The following is a 15792-nucleotide window of genomic DNA, read 5'->3' as shown; positions in this document are numbered from 1 at the left end:
ATCTATGCCAAAAAGATAAGATAGGTGCATGACTTCGACTTTTCAGCCCGCACCTCAAATCACCCACCCCGCTTTCGCCCAGGCTTGCTCGGCGTCGCTTGATGCACTAGCGAGCGCGGATGCGGCGCTGCATCAGAGCAAAATCCCCTCCGATGAAACCTGGTTTGCGCTGTATCAGCTAGATGGGCTCAACGAAGTCTTAGAATGGAACAACGAGGGTGTAGCCGCCGATGAAACCGCGTGTATCTGGCTTGCGCTTTTGCGCATGATTCGCACGGTTCACAGTATCTCCCCCGACGGCGCACCTTTTGCCTTAGATCGGGCAATCGACTCCCTGACTCCGCACAGCTGTAGCGGCCACATCGATGCGACCATCATGAAAGCACTGAACCAGAACGACATGCAGCTCCTGGAGAAGAACATCAATGCTGAGGCACAGGACGGCGGATCGCTCGTTCGCTCAGCCATGATGGGCTTTCTACCGGTGGAGGATCCCACCACCGTAGCGGTATTGACCGCTCGCGCAGCGGCCTTGACCCACGGTCATGAGCAAGAAATATTCAGTGCAGTTGCAGTCGCTCTTCTGGTGCGCTCGCTCCTGGCGGGCGTCACTGATGGTCAGCAGCGCTCCGAAGATGGACTTCTAAGCCAGGCGTTGGAGGCAGCCGCGGATTGGTTCGTCCGGTTGCCGCTTCCCCAGCTCCCTGGCCGTGGAGAAGAGATTGAGAAGATTCTGCGAGATGCTCTCAATTCTCCCTCGGAGGTTCGGATTCAAGATAGCTCAGCCCCAGTCAATACTGCCGGTGCGATACTGAAGGAATCCATCATCCTGGCTTTTTCTATGTTGAGTACCTCTGAAATACCGGATTCGAAGCAATCCACTCAAGCTATTCCCACTGGTACTGTGCGCGCTCGTCTGCTGGCGACTTTCTTCGCCAGCATCGCCCGCCCACATCAAGCCTTCTCAGCTTCAGAACAGGTAGAGCCCAACCATCCAGCAATTCACAGTGTACTGGAGAATTTCTTCACTCAAGTGGGAGCCAGTTCCTTAGCAGCTTAGATTTCTTCGCGGTGATCCATCAGCCAGTTATCGGCTCGTTCCACAGCCAACCGCACAATCGCCCCGCCCATGCCATTATGCATAGAATAAGCGACAGCTTCTAAGGCTAATTTGCGCGAGATAGTTTTGGCTCTCTCTAGCTCAACAGAACTCAATGATTTCTTGAGCGAATCCCAGCCATACCAGTTTCCCAGCGAAGCCCAGTCATAAGCGGGATCAGCTATGCATGCGTGATCCCAATCAATCAAGCCCACCAACCGGTCACCGTTCCACAGGATATTGTGACCGGCTAAATCATTGTGAATCAGCCGAGGTTTCATTGGCTCCAGCTCTAAAACGTTCTCAATAATCTTGTGAGCGTATGGGCGGTTGCTCCGCAACAGCTGAGGAACCACCTCATCTTGGAGTGTCCCGACCCAATCCTGACCGCCCCAGTGACAATGCGGCTGATCCAGGTAAGGCTCCATACCGGTGTAATCAATCGAGTGTAAATCTCGAAGCATATGCGATAGAGCTTTTGGCGAAGCCGGGCCCGGATTCTTTGGTTCACCCTTGATCCAGTGCAGCCCCACCGCCGTCATTCCATTGCGCGTAATGGTTCGAGTAATCGGACGAGGCACAGCAAAAGAAAGACCTGTGGGTAATCGACGAAGTGTTTCCGTACGCCTGGCCACTTTAGCCCCAGAGTCAGGAGTCTTAGCAACGCGGACGCTCAGTCGCCCCTCCATGTTAATGACGAAGTGGGCTGACCCTCCTCGGCGCACGTCCCATCGGTCGCGGGCAACGTTGAGACCCGCTTGACGCATAACGGCATCCACCACAGGCGCAAAATTGGCTTGGTCTAGGTGAGCTCGATGCATGGTTTTCTCAACCCCAAATAATAAGAACTCTCACGACGTTGTGGAAAGTCCCACAGGCAGCACCGGTCAGGCGCCACCTTGCGGTTTACGATTCAAGTGCCTGGCGAAGATGCGGGATTAAAGCGGTGAACGCACGAGCGCGGTGGCTCATAGAATTCTTCACTTCTGCCGGTATTTCAGCACATGATTTTCCAGCATACTCCTCCGTGAGCTCCGATGGAGCCAAAATGGGGTCATAACCGAAGCCGCCTTTGCCGGCGGGCTGGCGCAAGAGTCGGCCGGGCAACTCCCCGTATTCCACAGCTTCGGTTCCGTCTGGGGTCACCATTGTTGCTGCGCAGCAGAATTTTGCCCGGCGGTGGCTGTCGTCAATGTCTGAAAGCTGTGCCAGGAGCAAATTAATATTTGCCGCATCATCACCGTGGTTCCCAGCCCAGCGAGCGGAGAAAATCCCCGGAGCTCCTCCGAGCACATCAACTGCAAGCCCAGAATCATCGGCAATAGCAATCAACCCGGTAGCAGCAGATACTGCCCTCGCCTTTTTGAAGGAGTTTTCGGCAAAGGTAACGCCGTCCTCCACTACGTCGGGGGCGTTGACCGCAGTGGCATCGACCACGTCAGTATCTACGTTCAGACCTGGAATTTGTCCGCGTAAAATGTCACGGAGCTCGCGCAGCTTACCCTGGTTATGCGAGGCAAGAACAACTTTGGCAGGCATTAGGACTCCCCCAGAACCTGGCGCTGGATGGCAGCGAGTTCAGCGGTGCCTTCAAGCGCAAGATCGAGGAGCGCGTTAAGCTCATCGCGGTCGAAGGGAGCACCTTCAGCAGTTCCCTGCACCTCCACGAATTTGCCGTCGCCTGTCACCACCACGTTCATGTCGGTCTCAGCACGAACATCTTCAACGTAGGGCAAATCAAGCATGGGCACGCCGTCGATAATCCCCACTGAGATGGCGGAAACTGAGCCGGTCAGAGGCTGAGCTTTGGCACGAAGAATACCCTGACTCTTAGCCCACTGAATTGCTTCCGAAAGCGCTACATAAGCACCGGTGATGGATGCAGTGCGCGTTCCTCCATCTGCTTGCAGAACGTCGCAATCCAACACAACCGTGTTCTCACCAAGCGCTTTGGTATCGATGACGGCGCGCAACGAGCGGCCGATGAGGCGAGAAATTTCGTGAGTGCGCCCACCAATCTTTCCTTTGACAGATTCTCGGGAGGAGCGGGTGTTCGTTGCCCGAGGAAGCATCGCGTATTCAGCGGTGACCCAACCTTTGCCTTCGCCTTTGAGCCAGCGTGGCACTCCTTCGGTGAAGGAAGCGGTGCACAATACTCGGGTGTTTCCGAATTCAATGAGCGCCGACCCCTCGGCGTTCTTTGACCAGCCGCGGGTAATGGTGATGGGGCGCAGTTCATTGGTGGCGCGTCCGTCTGCTCGCTGAACGGTGGTGTTTTCTTGAGCCATAGTAGGTTATTCTCCTGTGAATGATTGAAGCGGGAAAAGTTTAGGGAAGTGTTTTGTTGATGACTTGCAGGGTTGTGGTCTGTGTCGGCGAGTCATCGGGGCGAGGATGTACCTGATAGGTGGCGCTGGTTTCTGCTACCCCAATGCCGCCGTCGAACATTTCTTGGGCTTCTGCAAGAATTTCTGCAGGGTCATTCCAGATGGGTAAGTGAGTCAGCAACAGGTTGCGGACGTTCGCCTCTTGGGCAGCAAGACCTGCACGTTTACCGCTGAGGTGGATGCCACGCAGGTGATCATCTCGACCTTCCTGATAAGCGGCTTCGCAAAGAAAGAGGTCTGCGTTTCGTGCAGCATCCACCAGCCCCTGGCAGGAATCCGTGTCGCCCGAATACGTCAGAACGGTGTGACCTTCTTCCGAATCGCATTCAATCCGCAGAGCATAGGGCTCTTTAACAGGATGCTGTACCTCATAAGGGGTTACCGTAAAAGGGCCAATCTTGATGGCTTGCTGGGGGGTCCAGGAATGGAAATCAAACTCGGTGTGCATACCGGTTTCCATCGTCAGCCCATGAGTGTTAAGAAGGTACTGGTGAATATCCGTGGGACCATACAACGGGATAGGGCCTTTGGGCCATCCACGTGGATCCCACTTCACTGCCACGTGTACACCAGATAAATCAATGCAGTGATCGGGGTGAAGATGGGAAATCAAGATGGCATCAATCTCTGAAAGATCAACATGCCGTTGCAGTACGCCGAGGGCACCATTGCCCATATCAACTAGTACTCGCCACGTTCGACCAAACTCGTCCGTGGCGGCAATCATATAGCAAGACGCCGGGGAAATAGAGCTGGGAAAAGAACCCGAGCATCCGATAACCGTCAATCTCATGTTTTGTCCTGTTCCAAGGCATTGTCAGGTGCGCCAAATAGTTCGGGCGCGATGGTTTTTTGGGCGTTGCTCAACATCTCTGGGGTGAGGGTCGCCAAAGAACCGGTGGGGAATTGCTGGGCCACTGAATCGGTTTGACGCACGGTAGCCACTTCGGGTCCTAAGAAGCGGCGTGCTAATTTCTCGAACGATTCTGTTTCCCCGGTGGCAAGAAAATCGTAATGGGTGGGGGTGTTATCGGTGCGTTCCATGTTATGGGCAACGAGCGCACGGTAAACGTCTTTTGCAGATTCTTCCGACGAAGAAACAAGCGTGACCGATTCACCCATAATGTATGAAATAACGCCGGTGAGAAGCGGGTAGTGAGTACACCCGAGCACCAGTGTGTCTACTCCAGCCTCTTTGAGGGGACGCAGATATTCTTCAGCGGTGGCTAGAAGCTCTGGGCCGGAGGTAATACCCCGTTCTACGAATTCCACAAAGCGTGGGCACGCCACTGAAAAAATATCATAACCGCTGACGGTAAAGGTGTCTTCATAGGCTCGTGATGTCACCGTTGCTTCGGTAGCAATCACACCGATTTTTCCATTGCGCGTAGCAGATACTGCCCGGCGTGCAGCAGGTTGAATTACCTCGACGACGGGAATCCCATAAACACGAGTGTATCGTTCTCGGGCGTCTCGAAGTACAGCAGCCGAGGCAGTATTGCAGGCAATCACCAGCATTTTCACTCCGGCATCTACCAATTCGTCCATAATGCGCAGAGCGTTAGCGCGCACCGAAGCTATCGGGAGAGGCCCGTAAGGGCCGTGGGCAGTGTCACCTACATAAATAATGTTTTCGTGCGGCAGCTGATCCATCACTGCGCGAGCTACGGTCAATCCTCCTACACCCGAGTCAAAAACGCCGATGGGCGCTGCAGGTGTAGGCTGCGCGGAAATGTGAGAGCCCCAAGGGGTCATTACTGTGGCGGTTTCTTCGTATGACATGCTATCTCTGAGAATACAGCGAGAATTTCTAAGACAGTGGAATTTGCATTACTTGCCCATGTTTCAGGGCGAATATCACGGTGTTATTCATTTAGTTCAGTGAATCCAACATGGCTTCCATGAGGGTATCGAGAAGCCAAGAGACAAAGTTATAAATTAGCGACATATAGTCTTCGATGTCTTCAACAGCATTCCAGTCGGTTTTTTCTGCAATGAGCTGAGCATCGTTTTCGTTCTGGATGTTGAGGCGGGCTGCGAGCGTCAGCCGAACATCATTGAGTGCAGCTGCCCATGCGCGGGCATGCTCGGCGTCGAGAACGACATCGAGTTTTTCTAAATCCATCGCGGCTAGTTGCAAGTAGCCAATTTTTTCCTGGCGCAGTGAAATCTCTGTATAACGACGGTATTCGTCGGCAACTTCTGGGTCGTCGCTCGCTACCGGGAGCATTCGTGCGAGCGCCGGGTCAGTGGGTGCTGAAACGTTTTCTGAAATACCTACCAACGCCGCTAGCGGGTCTTGTCCTTCGTCAGTATCGGGTTCGAGGGTGGTGGCGACATCGGTAAACAGCTTTTGGAGCAGAGATGCTTCTTCTGCATTAAAGCGGGCAGTCAGCCCTTTGCGGCCGCTCTTGAATCCTTGCGCCATTTATTCGCTCACCCTTTCAAAAGTTGCCCAGAGTCCCCAGCCGTGCATTGCTTGTGTGTGTTTTTCAGCTTCTTCGCGGGAACCGGTGAAAACGACGGTTTTTCCTTGCTCGTGAACCTGCATCATGAGGCGGTGTGCTTGGTCTTTGCTGAATCCAAAATAGGAGCGAAATACATAGGTTACGTAGCTCATCAGATTTACGGGATCGTTCCAAACAATGACTTGCCAGGGCACGCCCGGTGCAACCTCAAATTCTGTCTCTTGAGCGAATGCCGCTTCAAGAGCTTCCTGGGGTGCAGCTGACATGTAACAATCTCCTTATTTTCCCTTGCGTGAGCCTTTGGTTCAGCGGGTCATCTTTGACCACACCCTGTCTCTTTCCCTCAGCCTATCCTAAATCTGCCTTGAATTTACTCAGCTATTTTTCACTATTTGTTCATCTGCCGGTTGAGCCAGGGTTTAGTTTATTCTGCTGTTCTCAACACACGAAGCACTGAACATATTCCTCTAAGCGTTTTACCCGTAAAATATAGCCTGTGTCTAACTCAACAGCATTATTGACTGATCATTATGAGCTCACCATGCTCCAGGCCGCTTTGAAGTCTGGTGCCGCTCACCGCCATAGCTTCTTTGAAGTATTTACGCGTCGGCTCCCTGCCGGACGCCGGTACGGAGTGTTAGCCGGAACCGGCAGGTTTCTGGAAGGACTCAAGAATTTTAAGTTCGAAAAAGAAGAACTAGATTTCTTAGCGAACACTCACGTGGTGAACGATGAGACTCTGGAATATCTGAGTAATTTCTCGTTCAGCGGCAACATTTTTGGGTATGCCGAGGGTGAAGTTTATTTCCCGCACTCCCCCGTCTTGCAGGTGGAGAGCACCTTTGCCGAAGCGTGCGTACTTGAAACTTTCATTCTTTCTATCTTGAATTACGATTCCGCTGTAGCTTCTGCCGCTTCGCGCATGTCTCTAGCGGCGGGCAATCGCCCCTGTTTAGAGATGGGTAGCCGCCGCGCCCACGAGGAAGCTGCTGTAGCGGCAGCACGTGCAGCAATCATTTGTGGCTTTACCGGCACCTCTAACCTAGAAGCTGGTCGCCGCTACGGTTTGAATACTATTGGAACCTCTGCCCACGCTTTTACCCTCCTGCACGATACTGAGCGCGATGCTTTCCAGGCGCAGCTCGATTCTTTGGGCGTGGATACTACTTTGTTAGTGGATACCTACGACGTCGAAAAAGCAGTGCGCCTCGCGGTGGAGTTGGCTGGTCCCGAGCTAGGGGGCGTCCGCTTGGATTCCGGAGACTTGGTTGCTCAGGCTACCTGGGTTCGCCGGCTTCTCGATGAGCTGGGAAACACCAAAACCAAGATTACTGTGACCTCTGACCTGGACGAATATGCTATCGCTTCGCTCGCCGCAGCTCCCGTTAACTCCTACGGTGTGGGTACCAAATTGGTGACCGGTTCGGGCGCCCCGACGTCGTCCATGGTCTACAAAGTAGTAGCCCGCGAAAACGATGAGGGTGTCATGGAACCTGTGGCAAAAGCATCCACGGGTAAAGTGTCCTATGGCGGTCGTAAGTATGCGGTGCGCAAAATCAATGAACAGGGTAGAGCAACCGCTGAGGTTATTGGGGTTGACGCGAAAGCGCCTTCCGATTCAAACGATCGCGACTTGATGGTCGATTTCGTCAAAGACGGAAAAATTCTCGAAGGGTTCACCGGGGCTGAAGGTGTGCGGCGCGCTGCCGAGCGTCACGCTCGTTCGATTGCTGAACTCCCCCGAGCGGCGTCTCGACTGTCTGAAGGCGAGCCTGTCATCCCCTCCCAATTCATCTAATTCGATTCTCTGTAAAGTAGAGGAAAACCATGTCTAAAGCTTTGATTATTGTCGATGTTCAAAACGACTTTTGCCCCGGCGGTAGCCTGGCAACGGAAAACGGTGCCGACGTCGCCGCAGCAATTAGTGAGTATGTAGAAGTGCACCACACTGATTACGATGCAATTGTTGCAACCCAGGATTGGCATAAAGATCCCGGTTCTCACTTCTCAGAAACCCCTGACTATAAAAATTCCTGGCCGGTACACTGCAAAGCAGAGACGAACGGGGCGGAAACTCACCCGAATCTCGATACCGACTACATCGAGGCTTTCTTCCGTAAGGGTGAATTCGAGGCCGCTTATTCAGGCTTTGAAGGTATTTTGGCGCCGGAGGATACTGTCATGACCGGCGAGCGCGATGCCCATGAAAATCCTGAAGACAATACCCCCAAGCTGTCTTTGGACGATTGGTTGCAGGAGCGGAGTATCACCGAAGTCGATGTCGTGGGAATCGCTACAGATTTCTGTGTCAAAGCGACCGCTCTAGATGCTGTAGATGCCGGGTATGAAACCCAGGTATTGGCAGAGCTCACCGCGCCTGTTTCCGATGAGGGATTCGAAGACGCTCTGGAGGAACTGGAGGACGGCGGCGTCACCGTCGTCAGATAACGCGGGAATGCAGGTGAGGGCGGAAGCTACGGTAGCTTCCGCCCTCTTTCTTTTTATTTACGACCGACGAACCAGTCCGCGAGTTTATCCAGTCGGGCTTGAATTTGCTCAGCGGAGGCTTGCGCCACCGGCGGTCCGCCGCATACTCGCCGCAATTCGTTATGGATGGAACCGTGAGGTTTGCCCGAGCGCACCGCGTAGGCAGACACATTTTTGGCTAATTTATTGCGCAGATCTTTGAGTTGGCGGTGGTCGACAACTTGAGGGGTGGAACCGGTAGGACGCCGAGAGGCATGTTCTTGCTGATGAGCGCGCAATAGTGTACCTACTTGATCGGCATCAAGCAAACCGGGGATGCCCAAAAAATCTTGTTCTTCCTCCGAGCCAATGCCTACTGCGCCGGCACCGAATTCTGAGCCATCAAAGAGAACACCGTGGAAGGACGCCTGGGAACCAATCGCCTCAAATTTGCCCTTAGTCAGCTCCTCAGAGGCGCGGTCCTCACGGTTTGCTTCTTCAATGAGGTGATCGTCCAGGCCCTCGTTAAGGGGATCCTGAGGAATGTCATCACCAGGTGCTTTGCGGTCGAGGGCATGGTCGCGTTCGGCTTCCATCTCATTTGCCAGGAGCATGAGCTGCGGTACCGAGGGCAAGAATACAGAGGCGGTTTCTCCTCGTTTACGGGCACGCACGAAGCGACCGACTGCCTGGGCAAAAAATAGGGGTGTGGAAGTAGATGTTGCGTACACGCCCACAGCAAGACGGGGCACGTCCACGCCTTCAGACACCATACGAACCGCTACCATCCAGCGCTGCTCCCCTTCGGAGAAAGCATCAATTTTGCGGGAGGCGGTTTTGTCATCGGAGAGCACCACGGTGGGTTTTTCCCCCGTGATTTTTTCGAGCTGAGCCGCATAGGCACGTGCATCCTGGTGGTCGGTGGCAATGACCAACGCACCGGCGTCGGGCACTGTACGGCGCACTTCGGTGAGTCTCTTATCGGCTGCCGAAAGAACCGTGGGAATCCACTCGCCGTTGGGATCAAGAGCAGTTCGCCACGCCTGGGCAGTGATGTCCTTGGTAAAACCCTCCCCTAGGTTTGCCGCCATTTCTTCACCGGCAGAGGTGCGCCAGCGCATCTGCCCGGAGTACGCCATAAAAATAACCGGGCGCACCACATGGTCTTTAAGCGCCGGACCATATCCATAGGAGTAGTCAGACTTTGAACGGCGAATACCGTCTTTACCCTCCTCATAGGTCACAAAGGGGATCGGTGAATCATCTGAACGAAACGGTGTTCCGGTCAGAGACAGACGTTTATGGGCTGGTTCAAATGCCTCACGGAGACCATCACCCCAAGACAGGGCATCACCAGCGTGGTGAATTTCGTCCATAATCACCAGGGTGCGCGCGTTCTCGGTGCGAGCACGGTGCAACATGGGCTTATTCGCTACCTGGGCGTAGGTAAGGGCAACACCCTGATATTCGCGACCGTGGGTACCGTCAGCATTCTTGAAGTTAGGGTCAATCGAAAGCCCGACGCGCGCGGCGGCGTCTGCCCACTGCTTCTTCAGGTGGTCAGTAGGGGCGACAACCGTCAGACGGTTTACTTCTCCCCGGTCAAAAAGTTCTTTAGCTATGGTAAGGGCAAAGGTGGTTTTACCTGCGCCGGGGGTAGCTACAGCCATAAAGTCCCGCGGGCGCTGGGTGAAATAGAGGTGCATTGCCTCTGCCTGCCAGGCACGGAGTTTGGTTGCTGTGCCCCAGGCTGCACGGTTGGGGAAGGCAGGAGAAAGGTCGGGAGAGGGCGCTGGCGCTGCGTCAAAAAGCGATGGCTGCTCGGAATCACTCATTCATTTCCCCTTTAGTCGTCTACCTTCTGATTTTGCTAGTGAGCCACTCGTTTCCTGCCCACGCACCAGAGATGATTCTAATACTTTCTCCTTTGCTCAGAGGTCGGAAACATCACAGGCGTTACGGTCGACTGGCGCAAATACACGAAAAACCACCCTAGAATGAAAGATTAATAACATCATTCTCGGGTGGTTTCTGCTGAGGGTTTATTGATCGTCCTCGTTGTCTTTGCCCGGGCGGAGCCCGTCGTAAACTTCCTTGCACTGCGGGCACACGGGGAACTTCTCGGGATCGCGGCCGGGAGTCCATACTTTGCCGCAGAGCGCACGCACTGGGTTTCCTGTCAGCGCGGATTCCATGATTTTTTCTTTGCGAACGTAGTGGCTAAACCGTTCGTGGTCGCCAGGTTCCACGTTCTGAGTTTCCTCGCGTTCAAGGAGGGCGGTGCCCCCTTGAGTTTCGTGAGCGAACGGATCTTCAACTCCGGGAATGGATGACATGTGCTGACCTCCTGGTCATCCGTGCAAACTCTTTCCGCACGGGTTTCAGTTTGTTTTGGTGCTATTGTATCTTGCCGGTCAATATCTGCGCGGCACAACGTTCACTTAGCGAAATTGGCTCACGCGTTGGAGGGTCTCGGCGGAGTGAGCGTCATACCGTGCAGCTCCCACGGTTAGACCGATAAAGAAAACGATGGCGCCAATCAGCAGAGAAACCGCACCGCTCAACCACATCCACAACGGGCTGGAGGTTGAAGAATAAACAATCCAGAGGATTCCGCCGGGAATTGCAAATGCCATGAGCACCAGCATGATCAACCCTCGAATCAGACCTTTAGAAAAGCCATCCGATTGTTTGGGGGTCTTGAAAGGACTTCCGCCAGGTGGAGGTACGGGAACTGAGATGAGCATATCGACAAAGGCAGACAGCCCGACACCGCATAAGAGTTGCCCTACGCCCAACCCCAGAATTGCCGGAAGTGAGGCAAAATTATCAAGCCGCCAGCTCAGGAAAAGGGAACCGAAAATAATTAACGGCCCCATCAGCACCAGCAAGCCCCATGCTCTTCCCCAACGATCGTCCTTACCGCTTACAGGAGCTAGCACGTTCATGGAAAATGCCGAGTTCTCGTAAGAAATGAGGTAGGAATACACGTAACCCGCCAGGGCAGGGACAAATACCGCAGCCATCGCGAGTAAGACTGGATTGCCCGTTGATTCCTCTCCTATGGAGACTCGTCCAAAGAGAGTAAAAAGTACATAGAACGCTGGAATCATAATGATATTGAGGTTACAGCGCGGATCCTTTACCAACATATGCACGGTTCGAGCGGCAAGAGCTCCTCGGGTGCTGGCAGGGAAATGTTTGAAGATGCCGGTGTTTCCGGCCTCAACTTGTTTCGATGCCGTGGTTCCACCGATTTCGCCGATGCGGCTCATCGCACGGTTAAGAAGTTTCGCCCAGATAACCCAGGACAGAGCAAGGTATATCAGGCTCAGAACCAGGAAAAGCAGGGCTTTACCCCAGTGCCCCATATAGACCGCGCTAGCTACGGCAAAAGGCGCGCCCAGTGGGGTCCAGGACAGCACTTTCATAGCTGAAGGGAGCGCATCCCAGGCTTCGCCTAGCCCCAGAGCTAACCCAGCGACCAGGGGACCAGCGCCCATCATCAGTAGGAACCCTACGATAATCAGCCCTTGTTTTACCCCTGGAATGGAGCTGATTTCTATGGCGAGAAGGCTAATAATACGCGAAATAGTCAGGACAAGCGCCAGTCCGAGAGGAATCATCAGCACATAGACAACAAGCGACACCGGGTGCCGCCAGAGTAAGAGAGCAGTCACAGCACTAAAAAGCACCGTCGCAAGACCGGGTAGACCAATCAAGCCGCCCAGCAACTGCCCCAGCTGAATATCTTTAGTTTTCAGCGGATATGGCGCAAGATGGTCGGGATCTAAGGTGGCATCGGTACCCGAAGCAAAAATCGGAAGAATCCACCATAGCAGTGCCAGCAGAACTCCTGCTCCCACGAGCAACATAGCTGTTTGCGGGTCAATACCTTCCTGTGCCCCTTGGGTCGCGGCAAAAACTCCCCATCCCACGAGAGCACCCAGCAGATACAAAGAACCGAAAATAGTCCCGACAATCACCCAGGCATTCCCTTTAAAGGAAGCGAGAAAATACCGCCATTTCAGATTTAAGAGGACTTTAACCATGAAATACCCTCCGAAATTTTTCGACCACCTACCAGTTCGACGAACCGGTCTTCCAAAGATGAGTCACCGCGTACTTCGTCGGTTGTCCCAGCAGCCAAAATGTGACCATCGCTCATAATTGCCACATGGTCGCAGAGTCTTTGCACCAGATCCATGACGTGGGAGGACAATATGACGGTGCCTCCACCCTGTACGTAGGCTCTGAGAATATCCTGGATATTCGAGGCAGAAACCGGATCCACCGCCTCGAACGGTTCATCGAGAACCAACAAGGATGGGGCATGAATCATAGCGGCAGCCAAAGCCACCTTTTTAGTCATCCCCGCCGAATAGTCGCGGACGCGCCGTCCTGCAGCCTCCGTCAAATCAAGAGCAGCCAGCAAATCGGCGGTGCGCTGAGCTACAGTCGCCCGATCCAGTCCGTGCAACAACCCAGCATAGGTAATCAGCTGCTCCCCCGTGAGCTTGTCAAAAAGAAATACGCCATCAGGTAATACACCAATTTTGCTCTTAGCGCTCTGAGGGTTCTCCCACACATTGATGCCATCGATGAGCACCGTCCCTGCGGTAGGGCGAAGCATGCCAGTAGCCATCGACAACGACGTCGTCTTACCGGCACCATTGCGCCCTACCAGACCAAAGAAAGAACCCCTCGGAATAGTGAGGTTAATACCGTCTACGGCTATCTTGTCTTTGAAAGCCTTCACCAGATTCTGAATTTCAAGTGCGGGTCGGTGTAAGGCTTCTGCAGGAACTTCAGCAGCCACCGCCTCAGCGGTTGAAACTGGTGTGGATAGAGATTGTTCAGTGGAATCATCCATGCTGATGGATGGTCGGGGAAGATGCGTGTTCTCACTCATATTTCTACCGTATAAGTTTGAGCAGAATACTGCATCCTCCCCTAGGAGTACTTCTTAGAACAGAGCCATCATCAAATCGGCGCGCGCCTTAGTCACGCGAGGATCATGAGAGCCCACTACTTCAAACAGTTCTAACAGACGTTCGCGCACCACGTTCTTCTGTTCGGCGTCCACTGCCTTGAACAAAGTAATCAATCGGCTAAAGGCGTCCTCCACATGCCCACCCGCTACATCAAGGTCAGCAACGTTGAGGGATGCTTGAACATCCTGGGGGTTTTCAGCGGCGCGCTCGCGTTCCTCCTGAAGGTTAAGGTGGGCAACACGTGACAGCAACCCCACCTGTGCTAGCCCAATCTTTGCATCCGTATCGCCGGGATTTTCGTTGAGAGCTTTTTGGTAGGCGGTTTCAGCCGCAGAAAAATCTCCCCGGTCAATCGCCTCTACTGCTTCTTGGTGCAAGGGAGGAAGCGGTTTTTCTTGCTCTTGGGAAACGTTGGGTTCAAATCCGCCGGGAAGCTGTTGTTGTGCGGCAATCTGCAAGAGCTGCTGCATGACGTCGGTGAGTTGTTCTAGGGTGACTTGCGAGTTAAACATCGGGGCAGGCTGCCCGGCAATGACAGCGACAGCAGCGGGCACGCCCTGAATCTGAAATGCTTGACCGATTTCCGGTTGCTTGGTGATATCAACGGTTGCAAGCAACAAATTGCCCTGCGCCGAGTTCACCAACTTTTCCATGTTTTCTACGGTCTCTAACGACGCCGGAGAATGCTCGGCATACATCGCGAAGACTACTGCGCCCTGCGATGATAGCTGGACAAATTTTTGAAAATCCTCACCGGATTCAACTTCAAATCGCCAGGTAGGTTCATCGCCTGCAGATTGAGATGTTTCTCCAACTGCTGGTGCGGTTGAAAATTCTGAGAGATCCGGGGCGTTTCGTACAGAGGCGGGGAGGTCAATATTTTGGTTAGCTTCGTGCGGTGATTCAGACATCATATTCTCCTTACAGTTCTCACGAACTCATCTATCTTATCTGAGCTCTTAGAATGAGCTTTCTTCAGTTATCCTGCCAAATCCGCCCTCTTTTATGGGCTAAAAGAATCAATTCTTGCGATGGGCTGAATCTCAAAAGCTACAGTAGATGTCAGACTAATATTTTTCGATGAGATGAGCCCCATGCCCCAGCTAAAAACTGATGCTTCAAATTTTATGAGCCATCTGAGACACCTTGCGGCAGCGCAGCGTAAGAAATATCAAAAGCTACCGCAGATTCCCGGTGCCCAGCCTAGGCCGCGGTTTGATCCACCGACCAACTCTTCGGTACGTGCAGAATCTGACTTTGCTTTCTCTGGCAACTCTGCCGAGCACGAAGCTCGTCTCTCTGCTCAGCCGGTTCAACATTATTCTCTCAGCAACCCGGTTCTTGCAGGTTTTATGCTGACGGTCGGTGTGGGTCTTGCTCTGCTGGGTTGGTATATTCTGACCAATGTGGGGGCTCTCTCCGGATGGATTGTTGGCGCACTTTTCATTGCTCTGGGTCTTGATCCGGCGGTGCGACGTCTGGAAAAAATGGGCTTACCTCGCATTGCCGGTGTTGCTCTCGTCGTTTCGATATTTGCCCTGGCCGTCGTGGGCTTAGTTTCTTGGGTTGTTCCTAAAATCGCCAACCAAACTGTGCAGTTTATTAGCGACTTTCCCCATGAGTTCGATCAATTTCTGAATTCAGATTTTTTCTCTTCGATTGATCGCCAGTGGGGGGTACGCCACATAGTCGATGAGGCAGTGACGCAGGCAACCGGAGAGTTTACTGCCGATTCAAATGCGGTAGGCAGTTTTCTGAATAATCTCGTCGACGCAGGCTCAATGCTTGCGAACATCATCACCGGCACCATTATCGTGCTGATTCTTTCCCTCTACTTCCTCTCCTCTTTGCCTCTGATGAAAGCATGGTTCGTGCGGCTCACCCCCGCTTCACGACGCACCCGTGTCAGCGCCTTGACAGAAAGTATTACCGGCGCTGTCGGGCACTACGTGGCTGGTCAGGCTATTGTCGCGCTGCTCAACGGTACGTTCGCCTTTATCGTCATGCTCATCATCGGCGCACCGTTCCCCCAGCTTCTCACGCTCTTTGTGGTCATACTGGCTTTCATTCCGCTCATCGGTGGCGTCTCCGCTGGGGTACTGGTCTCGCTGGTATGTCTGTTGGATAGCTGGCAAACCGCGCTTGCTTTTGCGATTCCTTACTTTATTTATCTTCAGGTGGAGGCTTACTTCATCTCGCCCCGCATTATGTCAAAGGCGGTGGCTGTACCCGGTGGTATTGCCATCATCGCAGTTGCTGCCGGGGGCGCACTGTGGGGTGTGCTTGGTGCGCTCATCGCTATCCCTGTGGCTGCTTCTTTGCTCATCTTGGTCAAAGAAGTTCTTGTACCCCGGCAGGACGAACATTAGAACCCAGCG

16 protein-coding genes are annotated in these 15792 nt (G+C 53.5%); 4 read left to right on the top strand and 12 right to left on the bottom strand.

Annotation, left to right across the window (positions count from 1 at the left end; genetic code table 11):
* Nucleotides 1-28: 28 nt before the first annotated feature.
* On the top strand, nt 29-1060 hold the full coding sequence (locus IDM48_RS04915; RefSeq protein WP_190618344.1) for an ADP-ribosylglycohydrolase family protein: 1032 nt from the start codon (nt 29-31) through the stop codon (nt 1058-1060).
* On the opposite strand, the gene IDM48_RS04910 is transcribed toward IDM48_RS04915, so the two are convergent.
* From IDM48_RS04910 to clpS, 7 genes are all read right to left on the bottom strand, one after another.
* The gene (locus tag IDM48_RS04910) at nt 1057-1920 is read right to left on the bottom strand and encodes a phosphotransferase (protein ID WP_190618342.1); all 864 of its coding nucleotides are present in this window, start codon (nt 1918-1920) and stop codon (nt 1057-1059) included. The genes IDM48_RS04915 and IDM48_RS04910 overlap by 4 nt on opposite strands.
* Before the next feature lie 85 nt (nt 1921-2005).
* A complete protein-coding gene (locus IDM48_RS04905) occupies nt 2006-2638 on the bottom strand; it encodes a non-canonical purine NTP pyrophosphatase (RefSeq protein WP_190618339.1) in 633 nt (210 codons plus the stop codon).
* The gene (gene rph / locus IDM48_RS04900) at nt 2638-3387 is read right to left on the bottom strand and encodes a ribonuclease PH (protein ID WP_190618337.1); all 750 of its coding nucleotides are present in this window, start codon (nt 3385-3387) and stop codon (nt 2638-2640) included. Before rph ends, IDM48_RS04905 begins: the two co-directional genes overlap by 1 nt.
* 40 nt (nt 3388-3427) lie before the next feature.
* Complete coding sequence (locus IDM48_RS04895) at nt 3428-4279, bottom strand: MBL fold metallo-hydrolase (RefSeq protein WP_151144489.1); 852 nt, start codon at nt 4277-4279, stop codon at nt 3428-3430.
* Complete coding sequence (gene murI, locus IDM48_RS04890; protein WP_186303149.1) at nt 4276-5241, bottom strand: glutamate racemase; 966 nt, start codon at nt 5239-5241, stop codon at nt 4276-4278. Before murI ends, IDM48_RS04895 begins: the two co-directional genes overlap by 4 nt.
* Before the next feature lie 118 nt (nt 5242-5359).
* Nucleotides 5360-5914 (bottom strand): DUF2017 domain-containing protein, encoded by a 555-nt coding sequence (locus IDM48_RS04885; RefSeq protein WP_151144487.1) that lies wholly within the window; start codon nt 5912-5914, stop codon nt 5360-5362.
* The gene (gene clpS, locus IDM48_RS04880) at nt 5915-6220 is read right to left on the bottom strand and encodes an ATP-dependent Clp protease adapter ClpS (RefSeq protein ID WP_190618336.1); all 306 of its coding nucleotides are present in this window, start codon (nt 6218-6220) and stop codon (nt 5915-5917) included.
* 275 nt (nt 6221-6495) lie between these two features.
* Between clpS and IDM48_RS04875 the strand changes: the two genes are divergently transcribed.
* Both IDM48_RS04875 and IDM48_RS04870 read left to right on the top strand, forming a co-directional pair.
* On the top strand, nt 6496-7752 hold the full coding sequence (locus IDM48_RS04875; protein ID WP_151145059.1) for a nicotinate phosphoribosyltransferase: 1257 nt from the start codon (nt 6496-6498) through the stop codon (nt 7750-7752).
* 29 nt (nt 7753-7781) lie between these two features.
* Nucleotides 7782-8402, top strand: coding sequence for an isochorismatase family protein (locus IDM48_RS04870; RefSeq protein ID WP_190618334.1), 621 nt, complete (start codon nt 7782-7784; stop codon nt 8400-8402).
* Nucleotides 8403-8455: 53 nt separating this feature from the next.
* Here the strand turns inward: IDM48_RS04870 and IDM48_RS04865 are convergent, their stop codons facing one another.
* The 5 genes from IDM48_RS04865 to IDM48_RS04845 form a co-directional block, all read right to left on the bottom strand.
* Nucleotides 8456-10255, bottom strand: a complete 1800-nt coding sequence (locus IDM48_RS04865) for a DEAD/DEAH box helicase (protein ID WP_151144483.1) — start codon at nt 10253-10255, stop codon at nt 8456-8458.
* Between the two features lie 207 nt (nt 10256-10462).
* Nucleotides 10463-10756: a DUF3039 domain-containing protein gene (locus IDM48_RS04860; protein ID WP_068170328.1), complete on the bottom strand. Its 294-nt coding sequence runs from the start codon at nt 10754-10756 to the stop codon at nt 10463-10465.
* 105 nt (nt 10757-10861) lie between these two features.
* Nucleotides 10862-12406 (bottom strand): hypothetical protein, encoded by a 1545-nt coding sequence (locus tag IDM48_RS04855; RefSeq protein ID WP_190618332.1) that lies wholly within the window; start codon nt 12404-12406, stop codon nt 10862-10864.
* Between the two features lie 47 nt (nt 12407-12453).
* Entirely contained in the window at nt 12454-13293 is an 840-nt protein-coding gene (locus tag IDM48_RS04850) for an ABC transporter ATP-binding protein (protein ID WP_190618650.1), read from the bottom strand.
* Between the two features lie 93 nt (nt 13294-13386).
* Entirely contained in the window at nt 13387-14328 is a 942-nt protein-coding gene (locus tag IDM48_RS04845) for a tetratricopeptide repeat protein (RefSeq protein ID WP_190618329.1), read from the bottom strand.
* 180 nt (nt 14329-14508) lie between these two features.
* On the opposite strand from IDM48_RS04845, the gene IDM48_RS04840 reads away from it, so the two are divergent.
* Entirely contained in the window at nt 14509-15783 is a 1275-nt protein-coding gene (locus IDM48_RS04840) for an AI-2E family transporter (protein ID WP_238398051.1), read from the top strand.
* Nucleotides 15784-15792: the final 9 nt, after the last annotated feature.

Source organism: Rothia amarae, assembly GCF_014705945.2.
Lineage (GTDB): Bacteria > Actinomycetota > Actinomycetes > Actinomycetales > Micrococcaceae > Rothia > Rothia amarae.
The sequence above is the reverse complement of the archived record's forward strand: the minus strand, read 5'-3'. Positions and strand labels throughout refer to the sequence as shown.

What these genes read in the sequence shown, in the direction of transcription:
- IDM48_RS04915 (WP_190618344.1), top strand. Translation starts at nt 29, where the DNA reads ATGACTTCGACTTTTCAGCCCGCACCTCAAATCACCCACCCCGCTTTC.
- IDM48_RS04910 (WP_190618342.1), bottom strand. Translation starts at nt 1,920, where the DNA reads ATGCATCGAGCTCACCTAGACCAAGCCAATTTTGCGCCTGTGGTGGAT.
- IDM48_RS04905 (WP_190618339.1), bottom strand. Translation starts at nt 2,638, where the DNA reads ATGCCTGCCAAAGTTGTTCTTGCCTCGCATAACCAGGGTAAGCTGCGC.
- rph (WP_190618337.1), bottom strand. Translation starts at nt 3,387, where the DNA reads ATGGCTCAAGAAAACACCACCGTTCAGCGAGCAGACGGACGCGCCACC.
- IDM48_RS04895 (WP_151144489.1), bottom strand. Translation starts at nt 4,279, where the DNA reads ATGAGATTGACGGTTATCGGATGCTCGGGTTCTTTTCCCAGCTCTATT.
- murI (WP_186303149.1), bottom strand. Translation starts at nt 5,241, where the DNA reads ATGACCCCTTGGGGCTCTCACATTTCCGCGCAGCCTACACCTGCAGCG.
- IDM48_RS04885 (WP_151144487.1), bottom strand. Translation starts at nt 5,914, where the DNA reads ATGGCGCAAGGATTCAAGAGCGGCCGCAAAGGGCTGACTGCCCGCTTT.
- clpS (WP_190618336.1), bottom strand. Translation starts at nt 6,220, where the DNA reads ATGTCAGCTGCACCCCAGGAAGCTCTTGAAGCGGCATTCGCTCAAGAG.
- IDM48_RS04875 (WP_151145059.1), top strand. Translation starts at nt 6,496, where the DNA reads ATGCTCCAGGCCGCTTTGAAGTCTGGTGCCGCTCACCGCCATAGCTTC.
- IDM48_RS04870 (WP_190618334.1), top strand. Translation starts at nt 7,782, where the DNA reads ATGTCTAAAGCTTTGATTATTGTCGATGTTCAAAACGACTTTTGCCCC.
- IDM48_RS04865 (WP_151144483.1), bottom strand. Translation starts at nt 10,255, where the DNA reads ATGAGTGATTCCGAGCAGCCATCGCTTTTTGACGCAGCGCCAGCGCCC.
- IDM48_RS04860 (WP_068170328.1), bottom strand. Translation starts at nt 10,756, where the DNA reads ATGTCATCCATTCCCGGAGTTGAAGATCCGTTCGCTCACGAAACTCAA.
- IDM48_RS04850 (WP_190618650.1), bottom strand. Translation starts at nt 13,293, where the DNA reads ATGGATGATTCCACTGAACAATCTCTATCCACACCAGTTTCAACCGCT.
- IDM48_RS04845 (WP_190618329.1), bottom strand. Translation starts at nt 14,328, where the DNA reads ATGATGTCTGAATCACCGCACGAAGCTAACCAAAATATTGACCTCCCC.
- IDM48_RS04840 (WP_238398051.1), top strand. Translation starts at nt 14,509, where the DNA reads ATGCCCCAGCTAAAAACTGATGCTTCAAATTTTATGAGCCATCTGAGA.